13 protein-coding genes and 1 pseudogene are annotated in these 18,976 nt (G+C 62.3%); 8 read left to right on the forward strand and 6 right to left on the reverse strand.

Annotation, left to right across the window (positions count from 1 at the left end):
* The first annotated feature begins 212 nt into the window (after positions 1–212).
* The gene (locus DIC75_RS07740) at positions 213–2,255 is read left to right on the forward strand and encodes an acetate--CoA ligase family protein (RefSeq protein ID WP_250987452.1); all 2,043 of its coding nucleotides are present in this window, start codon (positions 213–215) and stop codon (positions 2,253–2,255) included.
* Between the two features lie 61 nt (positions 2,256–2,316).
* Here the strand turns inward: DIC75_RS07740 and DIC75_RS07745 are convergent, their stop codons facing one another.
* The gene (locus DIC75_RS07745) at positions 2,317–3,867 is read right to left on the reverse strand and encodes a glycosyltransferase family 2 protein (RefSeq protein ID WP_250987453.1); all 1,551 of its coding nucleotides are present in this window, start codon (positions 3,865–3,867) and stop codon (positions 2,317–2,319) included.
* 385 nt (positions 3,868–4,252) lie between these two features.
* On the opposite strand from DIC75_RS07745, the gene DIC75_RS07750 reads away from it, so the two are divergent.
* The 3 genes from DIC75_RS07750 to DIC75_RS07760 all read left to right on the forward strand — a co-directional run bounded on the left by DIC75_RS07750 (position 4,253) and on the right by DIC75_RS07760 (position 8,713).
* On the forward strand, positions 4,253–4,885 hold the full coding sequence (locus DIC75_RS07750; protein ID WP_250987454.1) for a superoxide dismutase: 633 nt from the start codon (positions 4,253–4,255) through the stop codon (positions 4,883–4,885).
* A gap of 483 nt (positions 4,886–5,368) precedes the next feature.
* Positions 5,369–6,817 carry a (Fe-S)-binding protein gene (locus DIC75_RS07755; RefSeq protein ID WP_250987455.1) on the forward strand — a complete coding sequence of 483 codons (1,449 nt, stop codon included), beginning with the start codon at positions 5,369–5,371 and terminating at the stop codon, positions 6,815–6,817.
* Positions 6,818–7,114: 297 nt separating this feature from the next.
* On the forward strand, positions 7,115–8,713 hold the full coding sequence (locus DIC75_RS07760) for an ATP-binding protein (protein WP_250987456.1): 1,599 nt from the start codon (positions 7,115–7,117) through the stop codon (positions 8,711–8,713).
* Positions 8,714–8,733: 20 nt separating this feature from the next.
* Here DIC75_RS07760 and DIC75_RS07765 read toward each other — a convergent pair whose 3' ends face one another.
* The 5 genes and pseudogenes from DIC75_RS07765 to DIC75_RS07785 form a co-directional block, all read right to left on the reverse strand.
* Positions 8,734–10,155 carry an MATE family efflux transporter gene (locus DIC75_RS07765; protein ID WP_250987457.1) on the reverse strand — a complete coding sequence of 474 codons (1,422 nt, stop codon included), beginning with the start codon at positions 10,153–10,155 and terminating at the stop codon, positions 8,734–8,736.
* Between the two features lie 386 nt (positions 10,156–10,541).
* Positions 10,542–10,832: an ATP cone domain-containing protein gene (locus DIC75_RS07770; RefSeq protein ID WP_250987458.1), complete on the reverse strand. Its 291-nt coding sequence runs from the start codon at positions 10,830–10,832 to the stop codon at positions 10,542–10,544.
* A 323-nt stretch (positions 10,833–11,155) separates the two neighbouring features.
* Positions 11,156–12,010, reverse strand: a pseudogene (locus DIC75_RS07775) (geranylgeranyl reductase family protein); the annotation flags it as partial.
* 58 nt (positions 12,011–12,068) lie between these two features.
* A complete protein-coding gene (locus tag DIC75_RS07780) occupies positions 12,069–12,308 on the reverse strand; it encodes a DUF3006 domain-containing protein (RefSeq protein ID WP_250987460.1) in 240 nt (79 codons plus the stop codon).
* 2 nt (positions 12,309–12,310) lie between these two features.
* Entirely contained in the window at positions 12,311–13,579 is a 1,269-nt protein-coding gene (locus tag DIC75_RS07785) for an MBL fold metallo-hydrolase (protein ID WP_250987461.1), read from the reverse strand.
* Positions 13,580–13,774: 195 nt separating this feature from the next.
* Between DIC75_RS07785 and DIC75_RS07790 the strand changes: the two genes are divergently transcribed.
* From DIC75_RS07790 to DIC75_RS07805, 4 genes are all read left to right on the forward strand, one after another.
* The gene (locus tag DIC75_RS07790) at positions 13,775–14,605 is read left to right on the forward strand and encodes a helix-turn-helix transcriptional regulator (RefSeq protein ID WP_250987462.1); all 831 of its coding nucleotides are present in this window, start codon (positions 13,775–13,777) and stop codon (positions 14,603–14,605) included.
* A gap of 377 nt (positions 14,606–14,982) precedes the next feature.
* Entirely contained in the window at positions 14,983–15,789 is an 807-nt protein-coding gene (locus tag DIC75_RS07795; RefSeq protein ID WP_250987463.1) for a UbiA family prenyltransferase, read from the forward strand.
* 688 nt (positions 15,790–16,477) lie between these two features.
* Complete coding sequence (locus tag DIC75_RS07800; RefSeq protein WP_250987464.1) at positions 16,478–17,374, forward strand: hypothetical protein; 897 nt, start codon at positions 16,478–16,480, stop codon at positions 17,372–17,374.
* A gap of 72 nt (positions 17,375–17,446) precedes the next feature.
* Entirely contained in the window at positions 17,447–18,910 is a 1,464-nt protein-coding gene (locus DIC75_RS07805; protein WP_250987465.1) for a thioredoxin-like domain-containing protein, read from the forward strand.
* Positions 18,911–18,976 lie beyond the last annotated feature (66 nt).

Raw genomic sequence — 18,976 nt, forward strand, 5'->3', positions numbered from 1 at the left:
TCAACAACGGCATTCTAACGGCAGAAAACTCTTTCTGGCGATTTATCATGTTAAATCGCTGCAAATTCTATAAAATGGGTATGAAACCCACACTGTAAGGTACTTTCCACTTATTGGTTTGAACTTCCAGGAGACGGTTCACCTGTCAGGGAACACAAACCGCAGAAACAGAGGGACGTTCGAAGAAGCGTCCACAGCATGAGGAGACAATCATGGCAAAGAGAATGCTGAGCGAATTCGAATCGTACAATCTCCTGAAACAGTACGGTGTACCGGTTCCCGATCACGCAATCGTCCAGACCGCTGCCGAGGCCGGCAAAGCGGCAGAGAAGATCGGTTTTCCGGTCGTCATGAAGATCCATTCGCCCCAGATTATCCATAAGAGCGACGCGGGCGGCGTCATCGTCAGCATCGGATCGAAGCAGGCCGCTGAGGAGGCGTTCGCTAAGATCGTCGGGAACGCCAAGGCGTACAACCCCGAAGCCGAGATCCGGGGCGTCATCGTCGAGCAGCAGGCGGCGCCGGGGCTCGAGCTGATCATCGGCGGGAAGACCGACCCGGCGTTCGGGAAGGTGCTCACCTTCGGTATGGGAGGCACCCTCGTCGAGTTGATGAAGGACGTCACCCTGCGGATCCTGCCGGTCTCCGAGGAGGCAATCCGGAAGATGGTCAGGGAGATCCACGGCTACCCGATCATCCAGGGCTACCGGGGCATGAAGCCGAGAGACGAGGAGACGCTCGTAAAAGTCATGTGGGCGATCAACCGCTTCTTTTCCGAGAACACCAGCGTCGTGGAGTTCGACATCAACCCGATCCGGCTCTACGAGTCCGGTGCCTGCATCGTCGACGCCCGGATCTTCGTCGACGACGAAGCGGTCGAAAAGACGGTGAAAGAGCGGCCGTTCGTGCCGATCGAGTACTTCACGCCCCGGTCGATAGCGGTCATCGGGGCCTCGTCCGAACCCAGGAAGATGGGCTACGCCGTGATGCACAACCTCCTCCACTTCCCGGGACAACTCTACCCGGTGAACAACAAGCGCTCCGAGATACAGGGACTCAAGGCATATCCTTCCATCCTTGATATCCCGAGCCCCGTCGATATGGCGGTCATCACCGTCCCGGCAAAACACGTGCCCGGCGTCATCGAGGAGTGCGGGCAGAAGGGAGTGGCGATGGCGGTCATCATCACCGCCGGCTTTCGGGAGACGGGAGAGGGAGGAAAGGCGCTCGAGGATCGAGTCCTCGAGATCGCAAAAGGCTACGGCACGCGGATCGTGGGCCCGAACTGCCTCGGGATGATCATTCCCCCGAAGGGCATCGATACCACCTACGTTCACGAGTCGCCCAAACCCGGCAACATCGCATTCATCTCCCAGAGCGGCGCCATCATCAACACGGTGGTCGACTGGAGCATCGCGCAGGATATCGGCTTTTCAGCCGTCGTCTCGGTGGGCAACCAGGCGGACCTCAACTTCATCGATTACCTCAGGTTCGTGGAGCGCGACCCCAGGACCAAGGGTATCATCCTCTACATCGAGGAAGTCCAGGACGGCAGGACCTTCATGAAGGTGGTCGGCGAGGTCTCGAAGACCAAACCCGTCGTGGCGATCAAGTCCGGTTCTTCGGCGAGAGGCCAGCAGGCGGCCTCGTCCCACACGGGTTCGCTCTCCGGGTCGTACGACGTCTACATGGAAGCATTCCGCGAGTCCGGCGTGATCCCCGTCCACACCCTGACCGGCGCGTTCCAGGTCGCAGAGATGCTGGCGCTCCCGAAAGGCTACCCCCGCGGCAAGCGGGCGGTCGTGATCACGAACGCCGGCGGGTTCTCCGTGCTCTCCTCCGACTACGCCGAACGTTACGGCATCGACCTGATCGGCCTGCCGCCGAAGGTCCTCAAGGAATTAAACGACCTCCTCCCCGATTTCTGGAACAAGGGCAATCCGATCGACCTCCTCGGCGATGCCGGTGAGAAGCGGTTCGAGCAGGTGTTCAGCGTCCTCGCCAATCACCAGGACTGCTGGGACATCGCCTTCGTCGTCGGGTTCCCGAACCTCGTCATCGGGTCGGATCAGCTTGCAAACCAGATCATCCGGTTCTCGGAGAAGACCGGGAACATGATCGTCGGGACGCTGCTCGGCGGCGACTCCATGGAGCGGGGCCGCAAGATCCTCAAGGAAAACGGCATCCCGATCTTCGAGGAGCTCGACTTCACCTTCCGGGTGGTGGGAAGAATCCTCTGGCAGAGATTCCGCTAAGGTTCTCTCCGAACGAACCTTTTTTCCCCTGGAGAGCCCGTTCGGCCCTTACCGGCGCCGGTCAGTCAGTACTGCCTCCGGGCACCCGTCCGGCATCCCACCGCCAGACTACCAGAAACGACGAGAGAACGGCGAGCGTATAGCAGGCCCAGAAGAGCGGGATTGCCGTGCCGGAATCCGGCCCCACGGAGACGAACCGCATGATGCCGACAGCCATCGATACCAGGACGGCCGCAATCACGAGGAGGACCGGCGCTATCCTGACGCGGGACCGGCCCGCGGGCCCCGCGGCCACTTTCGGCGTCACGACGAACGGCAGGTGTTTTCCGGAGACGGCATACCAGATCGCACGGGCATATACAAAGGCGAGCGTGTTGAAGATCGCCTGCGAGAACGCGAGGTCGCGCAGGGAGTACTGCCGCTCGCGGACGCTGATGACGACCTGGATCCCGATCACCACTGCGAGCACCACGGCAAAGACCGGAGGGAGCCATACGGGGAGGATCGGGATACCGAAGATCAGCGTGGCGACGGGGAGGAGGAAGAGCGCCACGTTCACCCCGCCAAGCAGGTAGATCGAGACGATCACAATGAACTCAAGCCAGTGCAGCGAGGTCATGCTTCCGGGGTGCGCTACGAGTTGCCTGAGGATGGTCCCGAGGAGCTGGGTGTTTCCGTATGCCCAGCGAAACTGCTGCGTGAAGTACGCAGCAAGGTTCGGCGGCGCGATTCCCTCCGCGTAGACGGTATCGAGAAAGATCCCCCGGCACCCCCGGAGATGGAACGTAAAGGAAGTGGCGATGTCTTCGGCGATGCACGTCTCGTCCATCCCTCCGATGGCAACGAGATGGTTCACCCGGAAGATGCAGTTCGAGCCGGTCAGCATGGCGGTGTGGTTGACGGAGAGCCCCCTGCAGACATGCTTGTTATAGATGTGCTGCTGGTAGGAGAACGTGACGCTGATCGGATCGTGGGGTTCCGAGCGGAAGAACTGGGGAGTCTGGATGAAGGATAACTCTGGATCGGCCTCAAGGACCGGGATGAGGTCGGCGATGATCGACGGTTTCACCTTCTGGTCGGCATCGATGACCAGGAGATACGGCGTATCGCCGTCGAGAAGGGAGAGGGCATGGTTGATCGCTCCCGCCTTGAACCCCCCCCGATGGTCGCGGTGGATATACCGGAGGTTGTACCGGCGGCATATATCCTGCATTGCCGTGCGTTTCCGCGCATCCGTGGAGTCATCGAGGATGAAGACACAGAGATCCGGGTAGGCGATCGCCGTGCATGCCCGGACACAGGACTCGACCACATCGGGCTCCTCGTTGTAGACGGGGATGAAGACCGCGACACGACAGGTGGATGCACCCCTCTCCCGCGGCGCAATGGGCTGTTCCCGGTAGGCATAGAGCGACCGCAGGAGGTGGTCGGCGTAACTCATGAACTGGATCACCCCGAATGCGGTGACAGCGACCAGGAAGAGAGAGAGGACCCTCGCAACAAGACTCCATCCGGCCCCGGTGAGTATGAGGTGCAGGTCACGGAAGAGGACGAACGCGAGCAGCATCATGAGCGTGGCGGTAAAGAGTGAGATACGTGCTGCAGTCTTCATGGTGAGTCCACCGTTGTCCGGATAGTATCGTACAGGGATGCCTCGTGGTTGTACGGACGCCCGTAAGCCCGGATACCGGAGTCGGCCCGGGTGCAACGGAACGTGCGAGGCGGTTCGGATACCATCCATCATACCGACTTATTTAAAGGTTACTGACATGGCTGCGCCGCAACCCCGTGAGTCCCGAAAAGGTCTATGCTGATGCTCCATCTGCTGAAAGTAACCGTCTTTAACCCTCCCGGGGAGCCCTGCGTCCGGAGATGACCGGATAGGCCCGCATCCGGACTGCACGCGGCGGCTGAAGGCGTAAAAGAGAAGTCTGCCGCACGACCGCCGGGAACCGACACTATGAAATAGATCGCATCCCTTCTGACGATTGATCATTATGGCTGTACAGAAGATGGCAACCGCACCGTTGAAGAAGTATGAACTGCCGCCCCTGCCTTACGCACCTGACGCCCTCGAGCCGCATATCTCGAAGGAACAACTCTCCCTCCACCACGATAAGCACCACCAGGCTTACGTAACCGGGGCGAACGCCGACCTCGAGAAACTGGAGAAGGCACGGCAGGAAGGCACCGAAGTCGATATGAAAGCGCTGTTGAAAGAACTCTCGTTCAACATCGGCGGCCACGTCCTGCACGACCTCTTCTGGCCGACCATGGCCCCGGCAGGGAAGGGCGGCGGCGGAACCCCGGGCGGCGCCCTCGCGGACCTGATCGACGGGGAATGGGGGTCCTTCGACCGGTTCAAGGCGGAGTTCACGAAGACGGCCGCGAGTGTCGAGGGATCCGGATGGGCGGCGCTGGCGTACTGCACCATGACGGACCGCCCCATGATCATGCAGATCGAGAAGCACAACAACCATGTCTACCCCACGTTCCGCATCCTGATGGTGCTCGACGTCTGGGAGCACGCCTATTACGTCGATCACAGGAACAACCGGGCAGGGTTCATCGAAGCGTTCTGGAACGTCGCCAACTGGGATACGGTGAACAAAAGACTGGAGAACCTGTAACCCTCTCTTTTTTACTCCACCGGAATCCCTGCAGGCCGCAGGGAATACGTGCGTTTACGGTCCCGGGGGAGAGGCACAGCTCCCCGTTGATTTACGGCCTTTCCGCATCCTCCTGGGGGCGGGAAGGGGGAAACAGCCGCTCCCGGTGAGATCCCGGTAGGATCCCGGTAGCCGTCAGGGTCCGTTGACCTCACCGGCGACGTTCGACTTCCCCCTATCCAAACTATTAAGTAGTCATCGCAAGAGGGGTATCCGACGACATTATCAGGAGGGGGGAAGGAATGGATCGATACCGCAGGTTGTATACCCTTAGTTCCGGCTGTGCTTACTCTCCGGAGGGAGAGCCGACCACCTGTTCTCACGTGCATGGAGCACTGGCCCGAGAGATGATCCCGGGGTTCATCCCTCCTGGACGGGCCTGCCCCCGGCCGTATCGCCCTCCGGACCAGCTGCACGTGTATCCGGCCGGCGCAGGGATCAGCCATGCTCGGTAGAGCCCTCCCTGAGCCGGACCTGGTAACTATCCGGGATGCGATCACGGAGGGGGTTATCGATCGTCTGCTGCACGAGGAAGACCCGCGATTCCGGAACTTCCAGCTCTGCAACGCCTGTGGTTCCTGCACGCCGTACTGCCCGGCACAGATCAACGATCCCGAGACGCCCGGAGACCGGGGGTACCTCGCACGGAAGGTGACCGCGGCCCTCCAGGCAGGCAGGCGCCCGGAGATCGACCTCTCCGACTGCGTCCAGTGCTACTCCTGCGAGACGGTCTGCCCGCGATCCGTCAGCATCGGCGGGATCATCAATGCCGTATACGAGATGGAACACTTGCAGCCGGTCTTCAGGAGGATGCTTCTCGACCGCGGCGGCCTCCCTCCTTACGCTTTTCTCCCGCTGTACACCGGCAGGGGCCAGTTCAGGAAGTTCGCCGCAAAGGCCATCCGGCACCCGTATCCGGTGGACGAAAGAGCGGTAGACGAAGTCCGGAGGCTGTTGCTCCACCCCCTCAAGGCGTCGGTCTTCTCCCCGCCCGGACACCCCGCACCGAAACGACCGCTCACACGTCCGGACCGGGTCTTTCATCTCAACTCCTGCTGCGCCTTCAATTATCCCGGAGCAGACCTCTCGCAGAAGAAGATCCTTGCCGCGCTCGGCGTCAGGTATGAGACCTCGAGGCTGCAGACCTGTTGCGGCGGTGCTCCTCACTACATGGGCGGCGCCGGCTTTGCGGACCGCCTGCTCCTCACCGCCCGGAACCTCAGCGTCATCCGGGACGCGTTCGAACCGGACGACAACGTCGCCATCACCGGGATCTGCCCGACCTGCAGCGACTCGTATGCGTCCACCCTGGAACTGCTCGCCGGGAGCGCCAACAGATCCGTGGTGAACGAAGCGCTGGGCCGGATCGGGCGGGAGGTGAGTGACCCGGAGACGTTTTCGGTGGCAAACGTCCTCGACCTCTACCCTCTCTACCTCGACGAACTCAGGCAGCTCGTCGAGACGCGGCTCTCGGGGCTGCGCGTCGGAATGCACGTCAGTTGCCATTACCGGAAGATGAACGGCACCCTCGCCATCCCGCCGGGGCTGCAGAACCTCACGGCGGTCACCGGGGCGAGGGTCGTCGGGAGCGTGATGGAGCACTACTGCTGCGGCGGGGTCAAGAACCTTTTCGACCGGCACCAGAAAGGCCGTCCTCTTGAACTCTCCCGGCTGAACCGGCTTGTCTACCAGGATTTTATGCACCACCGCCTGGACATGATGGTCGTCGACTGCCCGGGGTGCGAACTGGTGTACGACCACATGGGGGTGCCGGTGCTTCATATCACCGAGCTCCTGGCGCTCGCGATGGGCGCGGATCCCCATGAGACGGTCTACATTCGGGGCCACATGACATCGCTGAAACCGGCACTCGGCCGGATCGGCCTTCTTTAGGTGCTTACAGGAGGAAACCCTGCAGCGGGGTGGCCCGGGGGAGACGGAAGGGTGCGCGCTCCCCTCCCCGCGGAAGAGGGAGGCGGCTCCGCAGCAGGGGTGTCGGACGTGAGATGCAAAAACCCGGGTGCGGTCTCCGACACGTCCACAGACATATTTGTGCGGCCGGCGTTGTTGCAGGCAGTCCGGCTTCGCCCGGGTTGTCACCGCAAATCACTTATTACCCGGGATATGATTTGATTATATAATTTTTACAAGATAATAACCTCAAGGGGGCAAGATAATCAGATGAATAGAGTGGATTCGAGATCTATCCAACTACGAGAGACGTTCCGGATCCTTGACGAGCCCGGCGCAGGCATCATCGTAATCGACCGGGATCTGCAGGTGGTCTGGGCAAACACCTGCGCCACGGATATCCTCTCGACCACCGAGAAGGAGATCCTGGGATTCGATGTCGATCAGGTTCTCGATACACACCTGATGCCGCTCCTGCAGGGGGAAGAAGATACCCGGAGACTCCTCGCCGCGATGCGTGACGGGAACGAGGTATCCGGTCTCGACGTCTCGGTGCAGAGCTCCCGGGGAGAAGAACGGCGGTTCGTCTACTCCAGCCGGAAGGTACGGCATGAACCGTTCGCCGGGATGTGGGTGCTGTGCATGCGGGACGTCACCGAACGGAAACAGACGAACGAAGGGTTGCTCTCCTCGAACAGGCAACTTCTGGTCCTCAACCAGATCATGGGGGTATCTGCGTCGTCCCTCTCGCTCGACGAACTGCTCGAGGCATCGCTCTCAAAGACCCTGGACCTGCTTGGCTTCGATCTCGGACTGACGTATCTCTTAAATCCGGAACGGACAATGGCACTCACGCGTTACCACCACGCCGTCCCGGAGAACTACCTCGCCCGCAACAGGACCATCAAGGTCCATCACTGGCCCTGGAACTTTGTCTTCGTTGCCGGACAGCCGCGCTACCTTGAACTGCGGGGCGAGACGGGTACGGTCGAGGAAGAGATCCTCGCGTCGCTCGGGGTCTCCACGCTCGCCTGCATCCCGATTCTTGCAGAGTCGGTCGTGGTCGGCGCGCTCTTTCTCGGGAGCAGGAAGATGGAGGGGCTTGGCGACGAAGAGCGCCGTCTCCTCGAAGCGATCGGGCGGGAGATCGGTTCGGGTGTCCTCCGGAGCATGCTCCACAAACGGCTGGAGGCAGCTCACCGCGAGACGAACCTCTACCTGGACGTCATGACCCACGACATCAAGAACGCGGAGAACGTCGCGAACCTCTACTGCGATCTCTTACTCGATCTGCTGGAGGGAGACGCCGCGCAGTATGCGAGGAAACTCAAGGAAAGCGTCAGGAAGAGCACCGGCATCCTCCAGAACGTCTCGACCATCCGCCGCATTCACCAGGAGCCGCCCGACCTTAAACCGGTCCACCTCAGCCACGTGATCAGGACCGGGCTCGAACGGACTCCGGAAGCGGATATCTCTTTTGAAGGTACTTCTGCGGAGGTCTGGGCCGACGATCTGCTCCCCGAGATCTTCGCAAACCTCATCGGCAACGCCGTCAAGTTCGGCGGACCGGATGCCGGGATCGCGATCCGGGTGGAGGATTGTCCCGAAGAGGACCACACCGTGGTGGTGACCGTGGAGGATACCGGCCCCGGCATCCCTGACGGGATGAAGGAGTCAATCTTCCAGCGGTTCAGGCAGGGCAAGAACCAGGGGTGCGGGGAAGGACTCGGCCTCTACATCGTCGGGACGCTTATCGAGCGCTACGGCGGCCGGATCTGGGTCGAGGACCGCGTCTGCGGGAGGCCGGACCTCGGAGCATCGTTCAAGTTCACGCTGCGCGAAGTGGTGCATGCAGGGGCCGACGGGTATGAGGATTGAACTCCTCATACCCGGGGGTTTCACGCCGCCGTCGCCGCAGCCTGCCCGATGATGAGCCCTGCCGAATACCGGCGTGCCCAGACGTACCCGAGCACCGCGCCGATCGCGTTCCCTGCGGCAACCCCCCACCAGACGCCGGAGAGGCCGAGCCCGAGTTCGATCGCGAGTACCCAGACGAAGAAGATCGAGAGAACGACGTTCTGCAGGACCGTGATCGTGAGAGACCGTGCGCCGAGGCCGGTCCCCTGGAAGAACGACGACGAGAAGAGCCCGAACCCGACCATGGGGTAGACGAGACTCATAACCCGGAGGTACGTCGTCAACTCCGGCGCGATCCCCGATGCGTCGCCCGATGCCGTGAAGATTGCAGCAATCTGGGGGGCAAAGGCAAACGTGCCTGCGGCGAGACCGAGACCGATGCCGAGCCCGAGTCTCGCGGCGAAACGGAGTGCGGACTCCATCTTGGCATACGCCCGGGCGCCGTAGGTGGCGCCGGTGACCGCGACCACCGCCGACGATATGGCGAGGATCGGTGTTAAGCCGATGCTCACGACCCGCCACCCGACCGAGTAGACTGCGACGCCGTCGGTACTCGATATCAGGACGATGACGCCGTTCAAGACCAGGGCCATCAGCGCGAGCGCCAGCTGCTCGGCGGCGGCGGGGAGGCCGACCTGCAGGACGTCCCGTACGACCGCAGGGTCGGGGGAGAATTTCCGGAGGTGGAGGGAGACGTAGGTATCTCTCTTCACGAAGAGCCAGTAGACCATCGGGACGGCGGCGATGACCTCGGCGAGGATGGTCGCCCAGGCTGCGCCGGCAATCCCCATATGAAGCGTGTAGATCAGGATCGGGTCGAGGACGATGTTTGCCACCGCTCCTGCCGCCATCGCGTACATGGTCCGCTTTGCGTCTCCTTCCCCGTGCATGAGCGCGTAGGCGACCTCGCCGAAGAGCAGGGCGAACGTCCCCATAAAGAGGATCCGGGCATACTCGGCGGCGAGGCCGGCGGCGCTGCCCGCTCCCATGAGGACGAAGAGGTCCCCGGCGAAGAGAGAGAGCGGGACGGTGACGGCGACGGCAAGGACGGTCATCAGGAGGATCGTGTGCATGGCGACGCTGCTCGCGCCGGCCCTGTCGCGGGCGCCGATCATCCGCGAGAGTGCCGCTTCTCCGCCGGTGCCGAGCCCGCTCGCTAACCCGATGGTTATGATGAAGAGCGGGAATGAGAACCCGACGGCGGCAAGAGCGTCTGCACCGAGCCCCGAGACCCAGAACGCGTCGACGACGTTGTAGAGGGTCATGAGGGTCATCGCGACCATCATCGGCAGGGACAGCCTGAGGATCGCGGTCTTCGGATCGGCGAGGAGTATCTTTGTTCCTTCTGTTTCTTTCTGGTTACTATTTGAGGGTGTGTCGTCTTCTGATTCACTTGTCGGCATACATATCGCCTGCTGGCGTGCCCACGCCGCGGGCTCCCGGTGCAATCGGGGAGCGTTTAGAGATCGGGTGGGACGTCGTGCCAATCTGCTGATTCTGATTGCCGAATGTGTCCGGTATAGGTGGGCGAACTGAAAACGGCCGGTTAATGGTCGTTTCAATTCTCAGATTTCCGGGCAGTATAGGGCAATACAAGACAAATATGGGCGCTGATTGGTAGATATAGCTTCGCTCCGGGCGAGCGGAAGCGGGCGGTCGACCGTCCTGCTCCGGCGGCTACGCCCACAATCGAGGGGTATCCGGGCTCTCGACCGGCCGGCAGGGCGCCGCCTCATGCCGAATCGACGAAAGCCGCGGCATCGAATTCTGATCGAAAAAAGAGACGAGATCAGCGGGCGGGAATTCCGGCAGCCGCCTCCACCCCGCGTTTCTTCACGGCACGGTCGTACACGAGCCAGTTCTCCTCCCACTCAGGGTTCCGGGCGCGGAGCTGCTCGAGCACCTGCCGCCGGATCTCGCCGGAGGGCATCCCGTCGTAGGCGGCCCGTTCGACGGCTTCCCCGATCGCCCTGGCCTCTTCCGGCGGCGCTCCGGATTTAAGCGCACTCACGGTCACCTTCTCCCGCACGAACGGCTCTCTGCGGCCGTCCTGTTTGACAACATCGACCAGTTCACTCACCTCCCGGTGGGGTGACACCGGTTCGCCCGGAGTTATAAGGATTCCGGTTCGCATCCCCGTGGAGGCGTGCAACCCCGGGCACGGTCCGGCACCCGTCAGCGCCCCCGGAGGCCGCCGAAGACGATAACGTTTCGAATGCCGCGGCCGCCGAGCAGGTTCATGGCCCGCTCGAGCAGAAAGTCGGAGCCGAGAATCCGGTCGGCCATCCTCTTCGTTCTCGCGGCGGCGAGAAGTTCGCGGCCTATCGCCGAGCGCCACTCCCGCTCGTAGGCCGCGAGGGGCTCGCCGTGCAGCAGGTGCTTCGCCGCCGCAAGCCCGGCGAGCCTCCCGCAGATCATTGCAGGTGCAATCCCACCCCCGTTGGAGGCGACGACGTGGCCCGCAGCGTCGCCGACGGCAAGGACGTTCTCACGGACGGTCTCACCGATGGGGCCGGAGACGGGGACGAACCCCGCCTGGACGTCCCGGGCGGCAAAGCCGTATCCAGCGAGGAATGCTCTCAGGAGAACGGGAACCGGGGTGCCTCTTCCCTGCACCCCGAGCCCGACGTTTGCACACCCCTGTTTCGGGAAGAGCCATGCATACCCTCCCGGGGCAACACGGTTCCCGAAGGAGAACCGGAGACGGTCGCCGAACTCCCCCTCCACCCGGCAGGTGATGGCGGGGGCGAGGACGGCGCAACGCTCCATCCCGGCCGAGCGGCAGACCGGAGAGAGCGGGCCGTCCGCGGCGACCACGACACCCGCCTCGACCTCGCCCCTGCTGGTCGTGACCCGGCGGCCTTCCCGGCCGAGGAATTTCGTCTCCACCGAGAGCACGGCGCCCTCACGAACGGCCGCATCCGCGAGGTGCCGGTCGAACGCATCCCTATCAACGGTGTAACCGGCAAGATCGAACTCGTACTCCCGGCCGCCGGGGGAGACGGCGACGGCACCCCGGATCCCCCGCCGGACGAGCCCGGGATCGACGGGGAAGAGTTCGTCGAGCCCGGGGGCGTTCGGGAGCGCTTCGGCAAGCACCGCCGGATCGGCGTTGAACTCCCCGCAACAGACAGGAACGCCAACCTCTCTGCGCTTATCGATCAGGAGGACGTCCAGCCCCGCCTCCGCCGCGTAGCGTGCGGCGGTGCTGCCGGCGGGGCCCGCACCGACGACGACCACGTCATACCGGTTCCGCATCAGTGCTTCCGTAAGGAGGGGAAGGGTAAAAAGAGATGGGTGACGACGGCGGGCGGGGTTACTCCCCGCCCCGTCTCCGCAACCGCTCGATCCTCTCCGCCACCCGCTCTCTCGCCTCCGCCGTCGCCGCGACGTCCCGGCGGATCGCGACCTCCAGGATATCGCCCTCCCGGGCATCGGAGGGGAGGAGGGAGCGGGGGAGCGTAAAGCGGATCGACTCGTCCTCGCGGAGGAGGAGGACGGCGAGACCCTCCTCTACCCGGTCGAGGCTCGCCCGGAAGGCCGACTCATTCTGCATGGTCACCGCTCCAGGGTGCTGACGACCGTGCCGTTCGCGTCTGCGAGCGTGGCGAGGTCGCCGTCGTTGTTCCAGACCCCCGTTCCCCGGCCCCAGTAGAGGTCGGTCACGGTGTCGTTGCCCTCCCCGGAGTGAACGGTGACGTCTGCGCCCGGATCAAGGGTGAAGACCGGGAAGGTATAGGTGTTCCGCGTCCCCTCGTCGGTGACCGTCCAGCCGGTGAGGTTGACCGCTGTCGCATCCGCATTCGCGACGGTGATCCGCTCGTCCTGGACGTCAAGGTCGGCGATGTATACGCCGGAGGAGGGAGCGGTCGTGGGCGGCGGCGTGCTCAGGGTTGTTGCCGGCATGGTTGCCGGCGTCGTGGCCCCGGCCGTCACGGTGGCGGACGGTGCCCCGCCGGCCGCAACGGTAAGCGCCCGGCCGTCGGTGGCGACGATGACGGTCCCGTCAAGGTCGGTCCGGTAGATGCGCGAGCCGGTTGCCTCGATGCGTTCGACCGCCTCCTCGTGGGGATGGCCGTAGTCGTTCCCCTCACCGACCGGAATGACGCTGATCGCAGGGCTGACCGCGGCCAGGAAGTCCGCCGAGGATGCGTACCGGCTCGCGTGGTGGCCGACCTTCAGGACGTCGGCGTCGAGGTCGAGCCCGGCCTCTATCATACTCTCTTCCGCCGGGTTTCCGGCATCGCTCGTGAAGAGGTAGGAGATGTCCCCGTACGTCACCTTCAGGACGACCGAGTCCTCGTTTATGTCGCCGAGCGGCTGCGGGGTCGGGTTTAAGATCAGTATTTCGAGGTCGGGATCGAGGGCGATCGCCTGCCCGCGTTCCGCTGCCGTATACGGTATCCCCTGCTCCTCGACCAGGACGAGCAGGTTCTCGTAGGTCGCCGTGGGATGCGGCTGCGCGGCATCGACGAACCGGCCGACCGGGTAGGCGGATACGACGTCGTAAAGGCCGCCGATATGGTCGGAGTGCGCGTGGGTCGCGACAACCACGTCGAGTCTCTCGACGTTCCTCTCCTCGAGGTACGCGATGACGCGCTCTCCCATTCCACGCTCGCCGGCGTCGATGAGCATGGTCTTGTCGCGGAACTCGATCAGGATCGAATCGCCCTGCCCGACGTCGATGAAGTGGACGACAAGATCGCCGGATAGATCGGAGCCGATCTCCGGCTGCCCGGTGAAGGCAGAACAGCCTGCGGTGATGATGCAGGCGACGGTGCACGCACAGAGTGCGATGGTGATCAGGTATCCAGGTATGGACGACATGCTGTCTCTACACAGTATCGGGTGCCAGGCTATAAGTGCCCTGGGGTTGGGCGGAGAGACCTCACGGGCAGCGTGTCTGCCGTCCCGGGCACCCGGCCGATAGGTCGACAGAGGGGGAGAGTCCCTGGCAGAAGGAACGCGCAGGAATGGAAAGGGTGATATGCGTCGACCGGCACCTCTTTAATTGCAAGAACGATGAAAGAAATATCCCCCCTCGAGATCTACAACGAGTTCCACGATGACCTTCAGGCTATCTTCCGGTCGAGACTGTTGACGCAGGTACTGATTGCCCTCGGTAGCGGGACCAAACCTCTCTCGACACTTCGTGAGATCACGGGGAGTTCGTCGCAGGCGCTTATCCCGAAGATCCGGCAGCTTGAGGCCCTGCATTACGTTGAATCGGTGCGGGGCGATTATGCGCTCACCCCCGTGGGCAGGCTCGTCGAACCGGAGATTGAGCGGGTGGTAACGCTCATGGGAGTGCTCCAGCGTCATCGGGACTTCTGGATCGAACACGAGATCGAGGGCATACCCCCCGAATTCCTGAGTGAGATAAAGTACCTGTACAATGCGAAGGTGGTAAAAGATGTTGAGGAGGATATCTTCGCCGTGTATACAGCCTTTTCGACCATACTCAAGAAAGCATCGTGGATTCACGGCGTTTCGTCGATTATGAGCCCGATTCATGCAGATACGATTAAAGAAATAGTTATGGACGGCAAGCCAGTTGAACTCATCGTCTCCCGGGAACTCGCTCATCGGCTGGCCGCCGAACCGTATAATACAGTGCTGGAATCCCTAAAGGGGTATGCCAATTTCAGGATATACGTCTCCCCCTCGCCGATTCGCCTGGGAATGACGGTGACCGACGGGTACCTGTCGTTGGGCCTGTACAGGCGTAATACGGACATGTATGACGCCACTACAGATCTCGTCGGTGTCGACGCGGCGGCAGTCGCCTGGGGTGAACGGCTATTCCAGCACTATAAAACGGGCTCCAGAGGGCTGCAGATTCCCCCAGAATAACCTTTTTTTGAGATTCAATCATCCAGCGCCCGACAGAAACCATGTCCCGGCCGGTGCTGGAAGATCTTCCGGACTACGGCAACTCCCACTCAAGAACCGTTGATATCAGCTACATGCGGAGCCGGGCGGAGCATGATCGCTCCCGATAGCAGGAATATACCGCCCATACCCATGTAATTCCACCGGTCCACCTGAACGTGTTGCCCAGATTAATCGTACTGGTGAATCTTCTTCGACGCAATAAATGTTCACCACTCTTGTAATAACTATTTATGTTCGGATTCGCCTATCGAACCAACCCAGTTCAACCAACCTATCGGGTTATCGTCAACCTCATCGCGTACAGCTCCCTGTACCTCTCCGTCGCAGGAGCGGCAATGGTATACATCTCGTGCCTCCTGCAGGACCTCCCCTTCGACCCGGTTGCCGCAGTAATACTGATACTTGTCACGTTTGCCGTTTACAACCTCAACCGCAAGACCGACGAGAGCGAGGACGCCATAAATCACACAGAACGCTATGCATTTACAAAGGAATATGGATCCATCATCTTCTCTTCTGCAGTCTGCGCCTACATCATCGCCCTCTGTCTCTCTGCTCTCCAGGGATTCGGCAGCCTGCTCGTCGCAGTCATCCCCCTGATCGCCGGGATCGTTTACAGCGTACCACTCTTTCCCGCCCGGCTTGGGTTCCGACGGTTAAAGGAGGTACCTTTCATGAAAAGCCTTATCGTGGCATTCTCCTGGGCCGTTCCCCCGGCCCTCCTGCCGATCTGCCATGCAGGCCTTCCCATGGGTGCCGCCACCGGCATCGTCGGCGTCTTCTTCTTTTTCCTGGTCTTCACGAACACGGTGATCTTTGATCTGCGTGACGTGAAGGGTGACGCAGCGTCGGGTGTCAGGACGATCCCGACAATCCTCGGCACCCGAAAGACGCTCCTTCTTCTTACGGGAGTAAACGTAAGCATCGGAGCCGCGCTGGTGTTCGCCAGCGGAGCCCTGCCGGGTTCCTGCGTAGCACTGGTGCTGGCTGCAGGCATAGTCTACGCTCAGGGATACATCCTGTGCTTTCATCAGCTCATGAAGGAAAAACTCCTCTTCGACCTGCTTGCCGATGGACAATTCATCATGTTGGCCGTTGCTCTTTACCTGCTCACCCTCGCAGTGCCGTATCCCCTGATCTGATCCGGGAGGAGAACCAGACCAGGGATACTTTTTCGCACCGCTCCGGCGCCCTGACTCCGCCTGCTTCGAGTTCCGACACGAGGGGAGGCTTCCGAATGCCCGCCGTGCAGAGTACCACCCTCCAGACTCCCCGGGTTTCATCTCCCCGATGAATCTTCATCGACGTAATAAATGTCATCCATCCGGGGAGTATCTACGTGTACGACATGAATTTACAGGACAATATCAATCCGCTGAAGAGTAATACCAGCGCTCAGCACCTCGATGCACCTGACCGGGGCAGGTGTACCGCAGGCGATATTCCAACGAGCGGGTTGATACTACGAAAAGAGAGAAAACCGCGGCAGTGCGAATGCACTTCGTGCATGTATTATGACCCCGAGCGCACCTACTGCAACTACATCCATGCTCCCGTGGACATTCTGTTCGTCTGTCCGCAGGTCCTCGACAACCGCAGGTGACCCCGGGTCTGCACGTTACAATCGTCTTTTTTCAGGCGTATTCCCGGTGGCCTCACCTCTCCCGGCCCTTCGCTCCAAGAGAGTAAGAGCGGCATACACCGGCATGATCGCGGCGGAGAAGGCAAGATCGAAGACGATACCGCACCGGATCCGGTGGTCAGACAGGTGGAGGGATCGGAGACCCCAATGTTTTTGTACCCCTCCTGCCATGGCGTAGCCTGATTGCCATGCCAGGTGCAGACTACATCTACCCAAACGTCACGGAAGTAGCCCGGCGAGGCGGATTCCTCGAACGCTGGCACCTTGCAGAGCCGCTCGGGTGCGCATACATCGAGATCCCCGGCGACTTCGTCAAGAACGGTACGGAGGTGGAGCGAACCGGGCAGGAGATCGGGTCGATGCTCAACCGGTCGTCCGTCGAGCACCTTTACGAGCAGGATACAGCCCTTCCGGGCTCCCTCAGTTACGTCCTGCACACCGAACCGGCCATCCCCCGGAGGGATCGGCACGGCCGGCAGGTGACGGCGGAACTGCGGTGGCGCGACCCGGACTGGGTGACTGCTTTCGGGGATATGCTACTTGAGATCGAAGACTTTCTGGGCATCCCACCGGAGATCATCGAGATCCATCCCGGCGACCGGAGGAACGCCCATGCCGATATCGTCACGGCGATGCATACCCTGATCGCCGCTCACTGGAACGCCTTCGGGGTGGAACCCCTGGTGCTGCTCGAGCACCATAAAGACCAGAGCATCTCCACGGCGAGCCAGATGCAGGCGTTCTGGGCGACGCTCAAGAGAATTCATCCCGAGATCGCCGGACTTGCCGGGATAGCGCTCGACCCCTGGCACCTCCACGCCGCCGCGAAAGAGGACTTCCCCGGAGCGCTCGACGAGGTCCCGCTCGATGCCCTGCGGGCCTTTCACATCCACAACGACCTTGCCCCCCCGTCGGTGACCGACGAGATGCCCTGGCGGCAGGTTTTTGGGGTTATCGGCAGCCTTCCCGGGAGACCCCGAATCAAACCCGTAGTCTACCAGAAGAGCAGGGTCCCGGGGGCGATCGCCTTCTGCGAAGCGATGCTCGCCGCGCCGAGGGTGGAGTACGCAGGGCCGCCGGCGTGACAGGGGCGGCGAGGTCCCCGGGGGCCGGGCCCTCGCCAACATTCATAACCCTGAAACGCCAGAGGGTGCCGCATGAAACCGATGGCTGCGCCCGACTTCCCCCCGGGTCTCGAATGGCTCAACATCGACCGCCCCCTCTCCGTCCGCGACCTCTCCGGGAGGATAGTGCTGCTCTCCTTTTCGACGTTCGCCTGTTCAAACTGCACGCGGCTGGTGCCGGAGATCCGGCAACTTGAGGAGAAGTTTCCGGATCTGGTGATCCTCGAGATTCATTCGCCCGGACTCGAATCCGGCGCAGTCGCCGGGAACTTCCGGGAGGCGGTCCACCGTGCCGGAGTGGAACACCCCGTCGCCATCGACCGCGACCACCTGCTCTGGCAGGCCTTCGGGGTCCGGGACTGGCCGACCTTCGTCCTCATCGACCCGGCGGGGAACGTGGTCGGGAAGACCGCCGGGGAGGGGCTCTACGGGAGGCTCCACCCGAAGATCGAGCGGATCGCAGGGGAGTTCGGGGAGCGCGGTCTGCTTGAAAAAGGACGGCTGCAGTCCCGGACCGGCCCGGAGACGGCGCGGGAAGGAAGTCTGTATCGTCCCGGCAAGATCGCGGCGGACAACGCGGGTATGCGGCTGTTTATAAGCGATTCAGGCCACCACCGGATCGTCGTCGCCGACAGGGACGGAAAGATCCTGGAGACGATCGGGACCGGGACTGCCGGAAACACCGACGGGTCGTTCGCTGAGGCGGCGTTCTACCTGCCGGGGGGCCTCGCTTTCGACGAAGAGGCAGGCATCCTCTACGTTGCTGATACCGGGAACCACACCATCCGGATGGTCTCCTGGCCCGACCGGAGGGTTGCGACGGCCGCCGGGACGGGCCTCTCGGCACCCTCACCCGACGAGGGCGGACCGGGCACCGATGTGGCGCTGAACGCACCGCAGGATCTCGCGCTGCTGGACGGCTACCTCTACGTCGCGATGGCCGGGGCGAACCAGGTCTGGCGGATGGATCTCGCCACCCATGAGATAGAACCTTACGCCGGGTCGGGCCGGGAGGGCCTGGTCGACGGCCCGCTCGGAGAGGCCGCCTTCGCCGGGCCCGCCGGGATTGTCACCGACGGCGAGGCGCTCTACGTGGCCGACAGCGGGGCTTCGGCGATCCGCCGCATCAAGCGGGGAATGGTCGAGACCCGTATCGGGCATTCCCCGGACGACTTCGGCGATCTCGACACCATCGCCGGGATGGCGCGCATCCACCAGCCGATGGGCATCGCCTCCCGGGAGGGGTCGCTCTACATCGCCGACACCTACAACCATAAGATCAAGCAGTTCGACCCGGAGACCGGGTGGGTCCTCACCAGGGTCGGGAGCGGCGTTCGTGGCTACCGGGACGGGCTGTCGGGGGACGCAAAATTGAATGAGCCCAACGGCCTGGTCGACTTCGCAGGGCTCTGGTACATCGCCGACACCGGCAACCATGCCGTCAGGGTCTATGACCCGGTCCGCCACGTGGTCTCGACCCTGGCGCTCTGGAAGTAGGGGTGCCCGGAGCCCGGGCGCCGGAGACCAATACTTTATGTAGAGGCGGCGAGAGAGGAGGGGTGG

This window comes from Methanoculleus oceani (genome assembly GCF_023702065.1).
Taxonomy (GTDB): Archaea; Halobacteriota; Methanomicrobia; order Methanomicrobiales; family Methanoculleaceae; genus Methanoculleus; species Methanoculleus oceani.

Excerpts from the sequence above, each read along its gene's own strand:
- DIC75_RS07740 (WP_250987452.1), top strand. The coding sequence starts at position 213 with ATGGCAAAGAGAATGCTGAGCGAATTCGAATCGTACAATCTCCTGAAA.
- DIC75_RS07745 (WP_250987453.1), bottom strand. The coding sequence starts at position 3,867 with ATGAAGACTGCAGCACGTATCTCACTCTTTACCGCCACGCTCATGATG.
- DIC75_RS07750 (WP_250987454.1), top strand. The coding sequence starts at position 4,253 with ATGGCTGTACAGAAGATGGCAACCGCACCGTTGAAGAAGTATGAACTG.
- DIC75_RS07755 (WP_250987455.1), top strand. The coding sequence starts at position 5,369 with ATGCTCGGTAGAGCCCTCCCTGAGCCGGACCTGGTAACTATCCGGGAT.
- DIC75_RS07765 (WP_250987457.1), bottom strand. The coding sequence starts at position 10,155 with ATGCCGACAAGTGAATCAGAAGACGACACACCCTCAAATAGTAACCAG.
- DIC75_RS07780 (WP_250987460.1), bottom strand. The coding sequence starts at position 12,308 with ATGCAGAATGAGTCGGCCTTCCGGGCGAGCCTCGACCGGGTAGAGGAG.
- DIC75_RS07785 (WP_250987461.1), bottom strand. The coding sequence starts at position 13,579 with ATGTCGTCCATACCTGGATACCTGATCACCATCGCACTCTGTGCGTGC.
- DIC75_RS07790 (WP_250987462.1), top strand. The coding sequence starts at position 13,775 with ATGAAAGAAATATCCCCCCTCGAGATCTACAACGAGTTCCACGATGAC.
- DIC75_RS07795 (WP_250987463.1), top strand. The coding sequence starts at position 14,983 with ATGGTATACATCTCGTGCCTCCTGCAGGACCTCCCCTTCGACCCGGTT.
- DIC75_RS07800 (WP_250987464.1), top strand. The coding sequence starts at position 16,478 with ATGCCAGGTGCAGACTACATCTACCCAAACGTCACGGAAGTAGCCCGG.
- DIC75_RS07805 (WP_250987465.1), top strand. The coding sequence starts at position 17,447 with ATGAAACCGATGGCTGCGCCCGACTTCCCCCCGGGTCTCGAATGGCTC.